The sequence below is a fragment of the Paenibacillus sp. EKM212P genome (genome assembly GCF_011066115.1).
GTDB lineage: Bacteria > Bacillota > Bacilli > Paenibacillales > Paenibacillaceae > Paenibacillus > Paenibacillus polymyxa_B.
In genome coordinates this window covers 160830-174446 of the sequence record NZ_JAAMNR010000004.1, presented here as the reverse complement: position 1 = coordinate 174446, position 13617 = coordinate 160830, and the positions used below count along the sequence as shown (strand labels likewise).

The following is a 13617-nucleotide window of genomic DNA, read 5'->3' as shown; positions in this document are numbered from 1 at the left end:
ATTACGGGTTGTACTGCCTTGAAATGATGGGAAGGTCAAAGCCGGGTCATCCCGTGCCTTTGGCTTTCCTTTTATATGTAGTGCAGACACGTTGTAGGCATGGGGGTGGAACATTGGCTGATAAGCGTGATTATTATGAGGTGCTGGGCGTCGCGAAGGGCGCTTCGGATGAAGAAGTCAAAAAGGCTTACCGTAAGCTTGCGCGTCAGTATCATCCGGACGTGAACAAGGCTGCGGACGCGGAAACTAAATTTAAAGAAGTGAAAGAAGCTTACGATGTTCTCAGCGATGGTCAGAAGCGGGCAAGATACGATCAGTATGGTCATGTAGACCCGAACCAGGGCATGGGAGGCGGCTTCGGTGGTGGCGCCGACTTCGGTGGCGGGTTTGGCGATATTTTTGATATGTTCTTTGGTGGCGGCGGCAATGGTCGACGTGATCCGAATGCACCGCAGCGTGGGAACGATCTTCAATATACGATGACGATTGAATTCAAGGAAGCGGTGTTCGGTAAAGAAACCGACATTCATATTGAACGTACGGAAACATGTGATACGTGTCACGGTACGGGAGCCAAAGCGGGTACTCAACCACAAACCTGCTCCGTCTGCCACGGCAGCGGACAGGAAGAAGTGGTGCAGAATACACCGTTTGGTCGTATGGTTAATCGACGCGCCTGCTCCAATTGCGGCGGTTCCGGTAAAATCATTAAAGAAAAATGTACGACTTGTAGCGGTTCGGGTCGTGTACGCAAGCAACGTAAAATTCATATTCGTATTCCAGCGGGTGTGGATGACGGCGCGCAAATGCGTATTAACGGTGAAGGCGAAGGCGGTGTCAACGGAGGACCAGCAGGTGACTTGTACGTTGTGTTCCGTGTGAAATCGCACGACTTCTTTGAGCGTGAGGGAGACGATATCTACTGTGAAATTCCGCTGACGTTCTCACAGGCAGCATTGGGAGATGAAGTCGAGATCCCAACGTTGACCGAGAAAGTGAAGCTGAAAGTTCCAGCAGGTACGCAAACAGGTACTTACTTCCGTCTTAAAGGAAAAGGTGTGCCAAAACTGCGTGGCGTAGGTCAGGGTGACCAGCATATTAAGGTCGTTGTGGTAACGCCTAGTAAGCTGAGTGAGGAACAAAAGGATTTGCTGCGTCAATTCTCTTCGCTTAGCGGAGAGCAGACACATGAGAATGAGCAGTCTTTTTTTGACCGTGTGAAGCGCGCCTTCCGAGGCGACTAAGCCCAATTAGGAATCGCGGAGCTTCAACCATGAATCAAAGGAAACTATTCCGCAATTGCGGGATAGTTCCTTTTTTTATATTCACGTAAACACATACATAACCATTTTTGTATAGGCATGTTGAACTGTTGAGACTTAATATCAAGTAGAAAGGGGTGAGTTCCATCGGAAATGTACAGCTCAAGCTGCGTCGGGGTAAACCGCTATTAAAGCTCAGAGGCCTAATTACACTGCTAGTATGTCTAGTTATGGCACTTGTGCTTCTGCCTGTAACCCTGTTATTTGCTGAGAGAGTGGAGCTTGAAACTGAGAAGGGACTAGAAGAAAAGGCAATGTCCATCGCGCGTACACTCGCCCATACGCCGCTTATTGTCGAGCAATTGCAAGGGACGGGTTCGTCTCCTTCCATGCAGGAGTATGTGAAGAGGGTTTCAGCAGCAAATCACATCCAGTTTATCGTGGCAATGGATATGAAGGGAATTCGTAAAACGCACCCGGATGCTAGGATGATCGGCAAAGCCTTTGTCGGCGGAGACGAATATACCGCACTTCATGGCCATGAGAGCGTGTCCGTTGCGAAGGGAACATTGGGCTTGTCCATGCGAGCCTTTTCCCCCGTGTTCAGTTTAACGGGGAAGCAGGTAGGGGCGATTGTTGTTGGTATATCCATGCAAGATGTACAGATGGCTCAGGAAGGCAACAACCGTCTTATTGCAATAGCCATTGGCACTGGAATATTGATTGGCACTGGAGGTGCGGTTGTGCTGGCTCGTAAAATCAAAAATATGCTAGTCGGTCTCGAGCCGCCGGAAATCGCACGCTTGCTGGAGGAACGCAGCGCTATGTTGCAATCCATCAAGGAAGGAGTTATTGCGGTAGATGAATTCGGTTGCGTCATGCTGATGAATGCAGAAGCGATACGTCTGCTTAGACAAGCGGGGATTGAAGATTTCTCATTCTCCGGACAGGAGATTACCGTTTATCTATCCGCTTTTCGATTGCAAGAGGTCTTGGAAGCGAGTACTCCACAGATGGATGAGGAAATGGAGCTGGGTGGAATAACCTTGCTGACCACCAGTGTTCCGATACGGGTCAAAGGGGAAATTGTGGGGGCAATTGTAACCTTTCGGGATAAAACGGAGATGAACCAGCTGGCGGAACGTTTGACAGGAGTGTCTCTGTACACGGAAGCACTACGTGCGCAGGCTCATGAATTTATGAACAAGCTGCATGTCATTATGGGGATGGTGCACTTACGAATGTATGATAAACTGGAACATTACATTATGGATGCCGTCGAGCATCATCAAGTGGAAATTGGCTCTATTACGCGGCAGATCAGGGACCCGGTTATGGCAGGGTTTGTGTTGGGGAAATTAAGCCGGGCCAGAGAAGTAGGGGTGAATTTTGAACTGACTCCAGGTAGTTACTTGCCCGAATCCAGTCAAACTCAAACGACGCATGAACTGATTACTATTCTTGGCAATCTGTTTGATAATGCGGTGGAGGCAATGGAATCTTTGGAGCACAAGCGGATTACCCTTTCACTTTATTATGAGGAAAGCCAGAAGAACGGTTATCTGACCTGTATAATATGCGACAATGGTCCGGGTATACCGGAAGGGCTTGTGGAGGCTATATTTGAAAAAGGTTTTTCGACCAAGGGAGAGTCACGAGGAATGGGCCTTTATCTGGTGACGCAAAGCGTGAAAAGATTACAGGGAAGTATAAAGTTGATCCCAGCCGAGCAAGGGTGCTGTTTTCAGATTACGATTCCATACATTATAGCGGGGAATGATGAACATGATTAATGTCCTGATTGTAGAAGATGATCCGATGGTTGCGGAATTTAACCGCAAATATATGGAGCAGGTGGAAGGTTTTCGATGTGGGGGCTGGGCTTCTTCTGTGGAAGAGGCGAAGAAATATATAGCTGAACAGGCCATTGATCTGATACTGCTAGATGTGTATATGCAGGAAAGCAATGGCCTCGATTTACTATCATTCATACGGGAGACAGGTGTAAATATAGATGTCATTGTCATCTCGGCTGCAAGTGACATGAACAGTGTCAAAAAAGCGATGAACTTCGGCGCGGTGGATTACTTGATTAAGCCGTTTCACTTTAACCGTTTTTTGGAGGCCCTCACGGGGTACCGAGAGCACATTAGCATCGTGCGTGAGCACAGTCTACTTTCTCAGGAGGAACTGGACCGACTGATTTATCATAAAAGCTTGACTAAAGACTTGGCACGGTTGCCCAAAGGCATAACTAAATCCACGCTGGCTATGATATGGAATTGTATCCAGCGGCATAATAAGGTGCTATTTTCCACCGAGGATATTGCGGAGAGCGCAGGGATATCCAGGGTGTCTATGCGCAAGTACCTGGCTTTTATGACAGAGATTGAGGCTCTTTCCATGGAAACCATATACGGTACCATAGGACGCCCTGTTTACCAATACCGAATATTGCCACAGGCAGAAGGCATCATGAACAGTTTTATTTAAATCTTCTTTCTGATTACTTTAATTACAAAAGTGAATGATTAGTTATAAAACCAAATAAAGCGTTTTCCAAGGTGTAGAATGGAAACATGATCATCATTCTTCACTTTATGGAGGGAGATTTATGGAAAATGCTACGAATCAGCCTGTCATTCAAAAGGGGCAAAGATGGAGTAAAAATTTTGTAGATGGCATTAGAATGCTGGGTAGGGTAAAGTTGGGGGTTATTCCTCTTCCACTCTATGCCGTGATCGCGCTGATTGTTTATGCAGCTGCAGTTACTGAAAGACTTCCAAACGATCTGTTAGGCGGGTTTGCCGTCATCATGATTTTAGGTATACTGCTCAGTGATCTAGGGGCCAAACTTCCGTTGCTTAAGCATATTGGCGGGCCGGCCATTTTATCACTTATGGTTCCATCGTTAATGGTATTTTGGAATATGTTTAGTCCATCTGCGATGGGTGCGGTACACACGCTTATGAAAACCTCGAATTTTCTTTACTTCTACATCGCATGTCTAGTAACGGGAAGTATTCTTGGCATGGATCGCAAAATGCTGATGAACGGAATTGTCAAAATTTTTGCCCCCATTATTATAGGATCTATTGCAGCTGTTGGCGTGGGAATGGTGGTGGGTATGGCTTTTGGCTATAGCGCCTATCATACATTTTTTTTCATCATCATTCCGATTATCTCCGGTGGGATTGGGGAAGGCATTTTACCGTTGTCCATTTCGTATGGGTTGGTGCTGGGCAAGGATTCGGCAGTATTCGTATCCCAGTTTATCCCGGCTGCAATTATTGGGAACATTGTTGCAATCATAGGTGCGGGTGTTCTGAAGAGATTAGCAGAGAAAAATCCAAAAACTTCAGGTAACGGAAGGTTGTTGAAACTTGAGAAAGATGCAGACAAGTTAGCTCCGGCAAGTCTGGAACAATCGATTTCTTTTCCATTGATGGGAGGAGGTCTGCTGTTGGCCTGTACTTTCTTCATTGTGGGTAAGCTGCTGGAGCCGTATCTCCATATTCCAGGTCCGATCCTCATGATTCTGGCGGCGGCATTAATTAAGTGTATTCAGATCATGCCGAACACATTGGAGCAGGGAGCTTTTCACTTGTACAAATGTATAACGGCAAGTCTGACGTGGCCCTTGATGGTGGGATTGGGTATTTTGTATGTACCTTTGGATAGTGTAGTTGGGATTTTAACGGTTCCTTATGCCATTACCTGCGCATCTGTTGTAGTTGCATTGATTGTTACCGGATACTTCACAGGAAAATGGATTCACATGTATCCCGTAGAAGCTGCTTTGGTGACTAGCTGTCGCGGTGGGTTAGGGGGCACGGGAGATGTAGCCATTCTGTCTGCGTCCAATCGGATGGAACTGATGCCTTTTGCACAAATTGCAACACGTATTGGCGGGGCAGGCACGGTCATTTTAGCCACTTTGTTACTCCAATTTTGGAGCTGATGAGTTTTATACACAGGACTGAGTTTCATATCCAAATAGAGACATGAGAGGACGGAGAAAAATATGAGCAGTTTAATAGACGAAATTAGAGAATTACATGCAGGTGGCAAAATGGAGACCTTACCAAAGAAACGAATTGAAACGATGGAGGGGTTATCCAAAGTGTATACGCCGGGTGTAGCTGAAATTTGTATGGAAATCGCCAATGACCCAGCCAAAGCGTATCAATTAACGATCAAAAAGAATACAGTAGCAGTCGTTTCAGACGGAACAGCAGTACTTGGATTAGGAGATATCGGACCGGAGGCCGCTATGCCTGTAATGGAGGGTAAAGCAGTGTTGTTCAAACAATTTGCAGGTGTTGACGCCTTCCCAATCTGTCTCAACACGAAGGACGCTGATGAAATTGTTCAAATTGTCAAAATGATTGCTCCTGCCTTTGGCGGCATTAATTTGGAAGATATATCTTCGCCACGCTGTTTTGAAATCGAGAGACGGTTGAAGCTGGAACTAGACATTCCAGTATTTCATGATGATCAGCATGGTACGGCAGTTGTTGTATTAGCGGGTCTGGTCAATGCATTAAAGGTATGTGGCAAAAAAATGGAGGATGTTAAAGTTGTATTTGCAGGGATTGGTGCGGCGGGTATGGCCTGCTCCCGTATGCTGCTTAAGGCAGGTGTGCGCAATCTGATTGGCGTTGATCGACAGGGAGCTATTCATCGTGACGTGGAGTACAGTAACCCGCATTGGACAGAGTATGCGAACATGACTAATCCGCACAATTTAAGTGGAAGTTTATCCGATGTGATTGTGGGAGCTGATGTATTCATCGGTGTTTCAGGCCCGAATATACTGACTGTGGAGGATATACAGAGCATGGCAACTGATCCTATCGTGTTCGCCATGGCGAATCCGAAGCCGGAAATTGATCCGGCTGTAGCCGCACCTCATGTACGTGTGCTTGCTACCGGCCGCTCCGATTTTCCAAATCAGATTAACAATGTGCTGTGCTTCCCGGGAATTTTCCGGGGTGCTCTAGATTGCCATGCTACGACGATTAATGAGGAAATGAAGCTAGCTGCCGGACTTGCCATCGCTGATGCGATCTGTCCTGAGGAGCTAAGTGAAACTTATATCATACCGAATGTTTTTAATCCGAAGGTGGTTCAAAAGGTACGGGATGCTGTCATTCGTGCTGCATGGGAGACAGGAGTGGCCAAGTCAGGTGAAGCTCCTGCTGCTACTTTACACCCGTAAAAGTTATATTCTTCACAAACTATGGTTCACAGTCTTGGCCTGCTGTTCTCGATACCGCCTGATCCGTCTAGCTTTCGTAGGGAATATAAAATCGTGCCAATGAGCAGGATATAACAAAGCGTAACGCTCCATGCTCTTGAAGAGCAGTTGCGCTCAATACTACACAGGGAGATTTTGAGATGGGCGAAAAAAATATTTTGGCGTATTTCAAAAGTCCTGAGGAAGCACAGGGAGCCGCTAGAAAACTGGAAGCTCTCCGGGTAGCCGATGTGTCGATAGACCGATTTAGCCGGTATCCGCGGCAGTCTACTGGCAACGCCGGATTGCCTGTATTTTCAGGACAGATTAGCAGCTTGTCCTCACTGACACAGGGCGTGGACTTTACAGATGCAACTCCAGCAATACTGGCTGCGGCTGATCCGTCCGCCAGTGGCATGAGTGATGGAGGACAGGGCGGACCGACGGGCCGCGATATTTTGTTGACTGCTGTGGTGGATGAATCCATTCATCATCAGGCGATGTCCATCGTGGAACAAGCGGGTGGAATGCTGTGAAAAGTTTGGAGGGAGTAGTGACCGATGTCCAAAAACAAACGGTTTGATAAAGTGCTGACCAAAACGGAGAAAATCAAACGCATGCAATCTGCTAAAAATGAAGATGTTGAGTTCTCGGCAGATCAGGCAGATGCTGAGGATCTAGAAGCGATCCGGCGTAGCGAAGTAGCTGACCGTCGTCAGCAACGTATCATAAACGACAATGAGTAGAATTTAATAAGACGGGTTATCTCCATTAATAAGGATAATTTGTGGGATAGCCCGTCTTATTTGTATTCTTTCCTCTTTCTATTCATTATCCGCTGTATGCTGTTGCACTAAAAACAAGAGGACCGGAGACAAAAGCAGTCGTCGCAGGCGTCTGATTTTCAATAATCAGTTGGTAGTTTTGCACGCCCAGTGGCGCAACGTCTACCGTTTCGACATTAAGAATAATATTGTTATCGAAGACATTGGATTCCAGTCCGTAATAAATTTCTTTGCCAGCTCTCCAAATCCGTACAAGCACTCTAATGTTGCCAGTACCGACAAAACGTAGTCCAATCGAGGCTTTTAACTCCACTCGGTTGTTGACAGCACCAGGAATAGCAGGATCAATAAATACAGAGGTCGTAGCAATTCCAAGTCCGGCTGGAGAAATCGGAACAGGTAGATTGATACCATTAGTGATAGGTGTAATAACACTGGCATTATAATCTAACACCGTCTTTGCCATACTAAATCACTCCTTTTCTAGTATATTGTATTGTATGTACTAGAGTTAAGGATGCTTGGACTAAAAGAGTGGACAACATATAGAAGCTCTACAAAAAAATATTTTGAATCCCTATAATACTAGCTTTTTTGAACTCCTGTACATGTATATAGTACAATGTAATGTATGCATGTGAAATGAGGAGGAAATGAAAACCATGTTGTGGAATGAAATTACAATACATACAACCGAAGAAGCCATCGAAATGATTTCGAATTTTCTGCACGAAGCAGGTGCAGGAGGGGTTTCCATTGAAGAATCCGGTTCGCTCAACAAGCCGCGGGATACGTCCTATGGACAGTGGTATGATCGACCTTTGAACGACATACCTGAAGGACAAGCGATCATCAAAGGCTATTTTGCCGAAGAAGTGGACATGGATCGTATTCGTTCGCAAATTGAGCCGCGCGTCGAAGAATTGAGAACTTTCGATATTGACCCTGGTGAGGTTCAGTATGAACTGAAAACAGTTGATGAGGATGACTGGGCAAATGCTTGGAAGCAATATTTCAAGCCTTTGCGTGTGTCGGACCGTCTGACGATTAAACCCACTTGGGAAGACTATGAGCCTGCGAGTGAAGAGGAAAAAATCATTGAGCTGGACCCTGGTATGGCCTTTGGGACAGGAACGCATCCTACGACATCCCTTTGTCTGAGAACGCTGGAATCTGTAATTAAGGGCGGGGAAGAAGTCATTGATGTCGGCACGGGTTCCGGTATTTTGGCCATTGGAGCTGTAAAGCTGGGAGCGAAGCATGTACTTGCCTTGGATCTGGACCCGGTGGCAGTATCCAGTGCGCGGGAAAATACGCGTTTGAACGGACTGGAGGAACGCATTACCATTAAAGAAAGTGATTTGCTATCCGTGCTTAATGCGAGCGATCCAACGCTGGGTATCCAGTTACCGGTCAAGCTGGTGGTAGCTAATATATTGGCAGAGATTATTTTGCTGTTCATTGATGATGTATATAAAGCCCTGCAACCAGGTGGTATTTATATTGCTTCAGGGATTTGGAAGAACAAAGAAGAAGTTGTCGAAACTGCATTGAAAGCAGCTGGCTTTGAGATTGCCGAAATAAGCCGGGATGAAGATTGGCTGGCGTTTGTGGCGAGAAAGAGGTAAGTATGGATTTTTTACAAAATATTTTTCGTGTAAATTTAAATGTTCTTCCCTTTTATTTACTGGCTGTGATCATATCGTTCACGGTTCATGAGTTTGCACATGCATATTATGCCAATAAATTTGGCGACCCTACAGCCAAGCTACTTGGGCGCGTGACTTTAAATCCGGCAGTGCATATTGACCTGCTGGGTACGCTGCTGCTGTTGATCGGAGGCTTTGGCTGGGCCAAGCCAGTTCCGGTTAATCGTGACAATTTTAGCCGTCCGCGCCTCATGGGCATTATCGTATCGGCTGCGGGTCCGCTCAGCAATCTGCTGCTTGCATTTGTTACTACTTTGATCTATGCCGTGCTCCTTCATTTTCAAGTATTGCCGGGGATGGAGAACCAACGGGTGGCTCAAGCAATCTATTTGTTTATCAATGCTCTGATCAATTTAAATCTGTTTTTGTTTATCTTTAATTTGATCCCACTGCCTCCACTGGATGGATACCGGATCGTGGAAGATGTGGCCCCCACTCCTGTACGCCGTAAACTTCAGCAATTTGAACAGTGGTCGATCTTTATTTTTCTGCTAATCCTGGTCATTCCGCAGGTTCGAGCTGTAACAATTGAACCTCTATACACGCTGGCCCAGATGATTTATATACAGTTTTTGCAGTTCTCTTTTTATATCACTGGATTATTCGGAGCCTGAGGGCTCCTTTTTTACGAGAATAGGTAGGTATAACCTGAATGGAAGAGGGAACAGACTGGTCATACAGGCGCAAAAGATGATATGATGTTGCTTGGTGATTTATTCGGATTTTGTACGGAACGTAGTGGATAACAGTTATTTTTAGAATGAGGATTTTGCAAAATCCAGGAATAGGTGTGAGAGAGAATGCAGCGTTATTTTATTCCGGCAGAGCAATTTCTAGAAGATCACGTGATTGTTGCGGGTGAGGACGCGCGACATATCGCTAAAGTCATGCGGGGCCGTAGTGGTGACAAAATTATAGTTAGTGACGGGGTATCTAGGGAAGCGCTGGCTGCATTGGATACGATTGAGCAGGATCATGTTACGGCGACGATTATTGAGCCGCTGAAGATGACCTCTGAACCGCATGTGCAGGTCACCATCGCTCAGAGTCTTCCTAAAGGAGACAAGATGGAGACGGTGATGCAAAAATGTACAGAAATCGGAGCAACCGGGTTTGTACCGTTTTTGTCCGAGCGTACGGTCGTGCAGTATGATGCCAAAAAAGAAGGCAAGCGACTGGAGCGTTGGCGCAAGATTGTGAAGGAAGCGGCTGAACAAAGCCACCGTAACCGGATTCCAGAAATTAGCGCGCCCATGACGTGGAAAGAACTTCTGGCTTCTTTTGCTGGGTATGATTTGATATGTTATTGTTATGAAAAAGAGCAGGGTAAACAGCTACGGGATGTAATCCAACCTTTGGCAGGACAATGGGCGTCGACGGACATGCCGCGTGTTCTGCTGGTGGTAGGCCCGGAAGGTGGCTTTACTGAAGCGGAAAGCCTGGAAGCCGAGCAGGCTGGAGCCCAGTCTACAGGACTGGGAAGACGTATTTTGCGTGCGGAGACCGCAGGAATGGCTGCATTGGCATGCATTTTATATGAGACAGGAGAAATGGGAGGGGTTTAATATGCCGTCAGTGGCATTTTACACATTGGGCTGTAAGGTTAACTTTTATGATACAGAAGCGATCTGGCAGCTGTTTAAAAATGAAGGTTATGAACAGGTGGACTTTGATGAGCAGACTGCTGACGTCTATCTTATTAATACATGTACCGTTACGAATACCGGCGATAAAAAGAGTCGTCAGATCATTCGCCGTGCGATTCGCCGGAATCCAGATGCCATAGTGGCAGTGACGGGCTGTTACGCCCAGACTTCTCCTGCCGAAATTATGGATATTCCTGGCGTTGATCTCGTTATCGGGACTCAGGATCGGGACAAAATCATTCCGTTCGTGCAGGAAATTCAAGGGACGCGTCAACCGGTGAACGCCGTGCGCAATATTATGAAAACGCGTGTATTTGAGGAAATGGATGTGCCTGATTTTGCTAATCATACTCGGGCATTTTTGAAAATTCAGGATGGGTGCAATAACTTCTGTACCTTCTGCATCATTCCGTGGTCACGGGGTCTATCCCGCAGTCGTGACGCTGCGAGCATTATTGCACAGGCGCGCCAACTGGTACACGCAGGCTACAAGGAAATTGTACTCACAGGTATCCATACTGGTGGTTATGGTGATGACATGGATAATTATGACCTATCTGATCTGCTGTGGGATCTGGAGAAGGTGGAAGGGCTGGAGCGTATCCGTATCAGTTCGATTGAAGCCAGCCAGATTGATGAAAAAATGCTTGATGTACTGAATCGTTCCACCAAGCTGGTTCGTCATTTTCACATACCGCTTCAGGCGGGGGACGACACCGTGTTGAAACGGATGCGTCGCAAGTACACGACAGAAGAGTTTTATAACAAAATGCTTATGATTCGCAAAGCAATGCCAGATGTAGCGATTACAACGGATGTGATTGTCGGCTTCCCTGGGGAGACGGATGAAATGTTCCGCAATGGCTATGAGCTGATGAAAAAAATCGATTTTTCGGAAATGCACGTGTTCCCGTACTCCAAGCGCAGTGGAACTCCTGCGGCGCGTATGGAGGATCAGGTGGACGAAGACGTGAAAAATGCACGAGTGCATGAGCTGATACAACTGTCAGAGCAAATGCAATTGGCGTATGCTGAGAAGTTTGTAGGTCAGGTGCTGGAGGTCATTCCGGAAGTTGCACCGAAAGGGACCGAAGATAGCGGCATACTCCATGGATATAGTGACAATTATATTCAACTGGCGTTTGAAGGTACTGAGGATCTGGTTGGCAAGGTATGCCGCGTGAAGCTGACGAAGGCAGGCATTAATGAAAGTGAAGGCCAATTGGTCCGCGTACTAGAGAATGGGCTGCAAACAGCTCTGTAAGAACAAAAAAAGCCTGAACAGGCAATAGAGATGGCAAACAAGGATTTCGCCTTTCCTTACAGAGAGGACGGAATCCTTGTTGCGCAAGGAAGGGAGATTACAGGATGGCAGCAAAAAAGGAAATTTCCGCAGGCGGCGTTGTGTTTCGCAAACAGGGGGAGCAGCTTGAAATTCAGCTCATTACTGACCGATATGGCAAGGTATCCTTGGCTAAAGGGAAAATGGAGTTGGGAGAAACAATCGAACAGACGGCTTTACGTGAAATTCGCGAGGAAACAGGGTTGATCGGGCGGATTATCCAGCATGTAGATATGATTGCTTATACGTATCAGCATCCAGAATTTGGGGAAGTAGATAAAGAAGTACATTATTATCTCGTAGAGGCACTGGATGGGGATTTACAGGCACAGATCGAAGAAATTAAAGGAGTTGCGTGGCATACGCCTGAGGAAGCATGGCGTCTCCAGCGCCAGGGTGGATATGACAATAATGATGTCATTTTAAGCAAGGCGCTGTCCATGCTAGGAATTAATGTTTGATTCTGTGGGGAGATATACGATCCTCTAAACGCGTCCACACAGGTAGATAGCAGAGAGGCAAGACCAGCAGAGAGCTAATAACGTTAAACAGAGTTTGGGCATGGGCTACCTTGGCTCCGGGCTCGGTAGATATCCAGGCAGCGGCCATCTCCAGACCAGGGATCAACGGCATAAAGAGCAAGGCTCCGCCTACGTTCAGCAGCACGTGGGACCAGGCTACAAATTTGCCGGACACGCTGCCGCCAACAGCGGCAATCAGGGCGGTTACGCAGGTGCCTACATTGGAGCCGATGACGATGGCGATCCCCACATCGGCTGGCAAGGCTCCAGCAGCGGCAAGGCTAATCGCCATGCCAATGACGGCTGCGCTACTGTGAACCAGCGCGGTCAGGCAGGCTCCAGCAGCGAAGGCCCACCACATGTTGGCCGCAGCGTGATCAAGAAACCAGCGGAATAGTCCGGCCTGCTCAATCCAGGGGCCGACTGTTTGCATTACGCGGATACCTGCCAGAATCAGCGAAAATCCAGCAAAGACGAGGCTGATATATTGTACAGCCTGCGGACGGCTAAGCCCATTGGAGCCGGGTGAAGCTCCGGCGGACGCATACTGGCGATTGGGGACAGCTTCACCCCACAGGACGGCAGTGCTCCAGCATAGCAATGAGCCGCAGAGCAGCGGAACAGCCAGCATGCCAAGCTGGAGCCCCATCAGCTCGGTGGTCAGGCAGGTGCCGATATTGGTGCCGAGAATGATGCCGAGCGTGCGGCCGTAGGTCAATAGCCCGGCGTTAACCAGTCCGATCGTCAGCACCGTTACGGCGGTGCTGCTTTGCAGCAAGGCGGTAATGCCTGAGCTGAACAGCATGCCCCGCCAAGGGGAAACTGTGGCGCGGTTCAGCCAGCGGGTGAGGAAGGGGCCGGCCAAATGCCGGAGGGCTGCTTCCATCAGCTTCATCCCGCCCAAAAAAATAAACAGCCCGCCGCACAGCGGGAGTATAACATGTATAAACACGGGCATAGCCCCCTTTTCTAGGTGAAAATACTTATGTAACAGCCTATGATCTACCGAGGACAGCCATGACAAGCATGGCCGAGCTGTTTTTTTATAGAACGATAATTTTTGTAGTATCTTCACAAGCTTTAAAAGCGTGACGTCGATATACAGGCGGGCAG

14 protein-coding genes are annotated in these 13617 nt (G+C 47.4%); 12 read left to right on the top strand and 2 right to left on the bottom strand.

Annotated features, from left to right (window positions below):
• Positions 1-113: 113 nt before the first annotated feature.
• The 7 genes from dnaJ (at position 114) to G9G54_RS13250 (ending at position 7247) form a co-directional block, all read left to right on the top strand.
• The gene (dnaJ, locus tag G9G54_RS13280; RefSeq protein ID WP_023989511.1) at positions 114-1244 is read left to right on the top strand and encodes a molecular chaperone DnaJ; all 1131 of its coding nucleotides are present in this window, start codon (positions 114-116) and stop codon (positions 1242-1244) included.
• A 155-nt stretch (positions 1245-1399) separates the two neighbouring features.
• The gene (gene dcuS, locus G9G54_RS13275) at positions 1400-3055 is read left to right on the top strand and encodes a DcuS/MalK family sensor histidine kinase (RefSeq protein ID WP_165178425.1); all 1656 of its coding nucleotides are present in this window, start codon (positions 1400-1402) and stop codon (positions 3053-3055) included.
• Positions 3048-3755 carry a two-component system response regulator DcuR gene (gene dcuR / locus G9G54_RS13270; RefSeq protein WP_069290023.1) on the top strand — a complete coding sequence of 236 codons (708 nt, stop codon included), beginning with the start codon at positions 3048-3050 and terminating at the stop codon, positions 3753-3755. The genes dcuS and dcuR overlap by 8 nt, the downstream gene beginning before the upstream one ends.
• Positions 3756-3876: 121 nt before the next feature.
• Positions 3877-5223: a 2-hydroxycarboxylate transporter family protein gene (locus tag G9G54_RS13265; protein WP_165178424.1), complete on the top strand. Its 1347-nt coding sequence runs from the start codon at positions 3877-3879 to the stop codon at positions 5221-5223.
• 63 nt (positions 5224-5286) lie between these two features.
• Entirely contained in the window at positions 5287-6483 is a 1197-nt protein-coding gene (locus tag G9G54_RS13260) for an NAD(P)-dependent malic enzyme (protein WP_165178423.1), read from the top strand.
• 179 nt (positions 6484-6662) lie between these two features.
• Positions 6663-7037, top strand: coding sequence for a hypothetical protein (locus G9G54_RS13255; protein WP_013311164.1), 375 nt, complete (start codon positions 6663-6665; stop codon positions 7035-7037).
• Between the two features lie 24 nt (positions 7038-7061).
• Positions 7062-7247, top strand: a complete 186-nt coding sequence (locus G9G54_RS13250) for a YfhD family protein (protein WP_069290020.1) — start codon at positions 7062-7064, stop codon at positions 7245-7247.
• Between the two features lie 85 nt (positions 7248-7332).
• Here the strand turns inward: G9G54_RS13250 and G9G54_RS13245 are convergent, their stop codons facing one another.
• Positions 7333-7752 carry a hypothetical protein gene (locus tag G9G54_RS13245; protein ID WP_165178422.1) on the bottom strand — a complete coding sequence of 140 codons (420 nt, stop codon included), beginning with the start codon at positions 7750-7752 and terminating at the stop codon, positions 7333-7335.
• 196 nt (positions 7753-7948) lie between these two features.
• Between G9G54_RS13245 and prmA the strand changes: the two genes are divergently transcribed.
• From prmA to G9G54_RS13220, 5 genes are all read left to right on the top strand, one after another.
• Entirely contained in the window at positions 7949-8914 is a 966-nt protein-coding gene (prmA, locus tag G9G54_RS13240; protein ID WP_165178421.1) for a 50S ribosomal protein L11 methyltransferase, read from the top strand.
• A gap of 2 nt (positions 8915-8916) precedes the next feature.
• On the top strand, positions 8917-9609 hold the full coding sequence (locus tag G9G54_RS13235) for a site-2 protease family protein (RefSeq protein ID WP_023989504.1): 693 nt from the start codon (positions 8917-8919) through the stop codon (positions 9607-9609).
• A 186-nt stretch (positions 9610-9795) separates the two neighbouring features.
• On the top strand, positions 9796-10560 hold the full coding sequence (locus G9G54_RS13230; protein ID WP_103049600.1) for a 16S rRNA (uracil(1498)-N(3))-methyltransferase: 765 nt from the start codon (positions 9796-9798) through the stop codon (positions 10558-10560).
• 1 nt (position 10561) lies between these two features.
• The gene (gene mtaB / locus G9G54_RS13225; protein ID WP_165178420.1) at positions 10562-11905 is read left to right on the top strand and encodes a tRNA (N(6)-L-threonylcarbamoyladenosine(37)-C(2))-methylthiotransferase MtaB; all 1344 of its coding nucleotides are present in this window, start codon (positions 10562-10564) and stop codon (positions 11903-11905) included.
• Positions 11906-12009: 104 nt separating this feature from the next.
• Positions 12010-12444, top strand: a complete 435-nt coding sequence (locus G9G54_RS13220; RefSeq protein ID WP_165178419.1) for an NUDIX hydrolase — start codon at positions 12010-12012, stop codon at positions 12442-12444.
• Here the strand turns inward: G9G54_RS13220 and G9G54_RS13215 are convergent.
• Positions 12434-13456 (bottom strand): Na/Pi cotransporter family protein, encoded by a 1023-nt coding sequence (locus tag G9G54_RS13215; protein WP_165178745.1) that lies wholly within the window; start codon positions 13454-13456, stop codon positions 12434-12436. The two genes, G9G54_RS13220 and G9G54_RS13215, sit on opposite strands and share 11 nt — an antisense overlap.
• Positions 13457-13617 lie beyond the last annotated feature (161 nt).

Bases quoted from the DNA above. Each gene is read 5' to 3' on its own strand.
- dcuR (WP_069290023.1), top strand. From the start codon at position 3,048: ATGATTAATGTCCTGATTGTAGAAGATGATCCGATGGTTGCGGAATTT.
- G9G54_RS13265 (WP_165178424.1), top strand. From the start codon at position 3,877: ATGGAAAATGCTACGAATCAGCCTGTCATTCAAAAGGGGCAAAGATGG.
- G9G54_RS13260 (WP_165178423.1), top strand. From the start codon at position 5,287: ATGAGCAGTTTAATAGACGAAATTAGAGAATTACATGCAGGTGGCAAA.
- G9G54_RS13255 (WP_013311164.1), top strand. From the start codon at position 6,663: ATGGGCGAAAAAAATATTTTGGCGTATTTCAAAAGTCCTGAGGAAGCA.
- G9G54_RS13250 (WP_069290020.1), top strand. From the start codon at position 7,062: ATGTCCAAAAACAAACGGTTTGATAAAGTGCTGACCAAAACGGAGAAA.
- G9G54_RS13245 (WP_165178422.1), bottom strand. From the start codon at position 7,752: ATGGCAAAGACGGTGTTAGATTATAATGCCAGTGTTATTACACCTATC.
- prmA (WP_165178421.1), top strand. From the start codon at position 7,949: ATGTTGTGGAATGAAATTACAATACATACAACCGAAGAAGCCATCGAA.
- G9G54_RS13235 (WP_023989504.1), top strand. From the start codon at position 8,917: ATGGATTTTTTACAAAATATTTTTCGTGTAAATTTAAATGTTCTTCCC.
- G9G54_RS13230 (WP_103049600.1), top strand. From the start codon at position 9,796: ATGCAGCGTTATTTTATTCCGGCAGAGCAATTTCTAGAAGATCACGTG.
- mtaB (WP_165178420.1), top strand. From the start codon at position 10,562: ATGCCGTCAGTGGCATTTTACACATTGGGCTGTAAGGTTAACTTTTAT.
- G9G54_RS13220 (WP_165178419.1), top strand. From the start codon at position 12,010: ATGGCAGCAAAAAAGGAAATTTCCGCAGGCGGCGTTGTGTTTCGCAAA.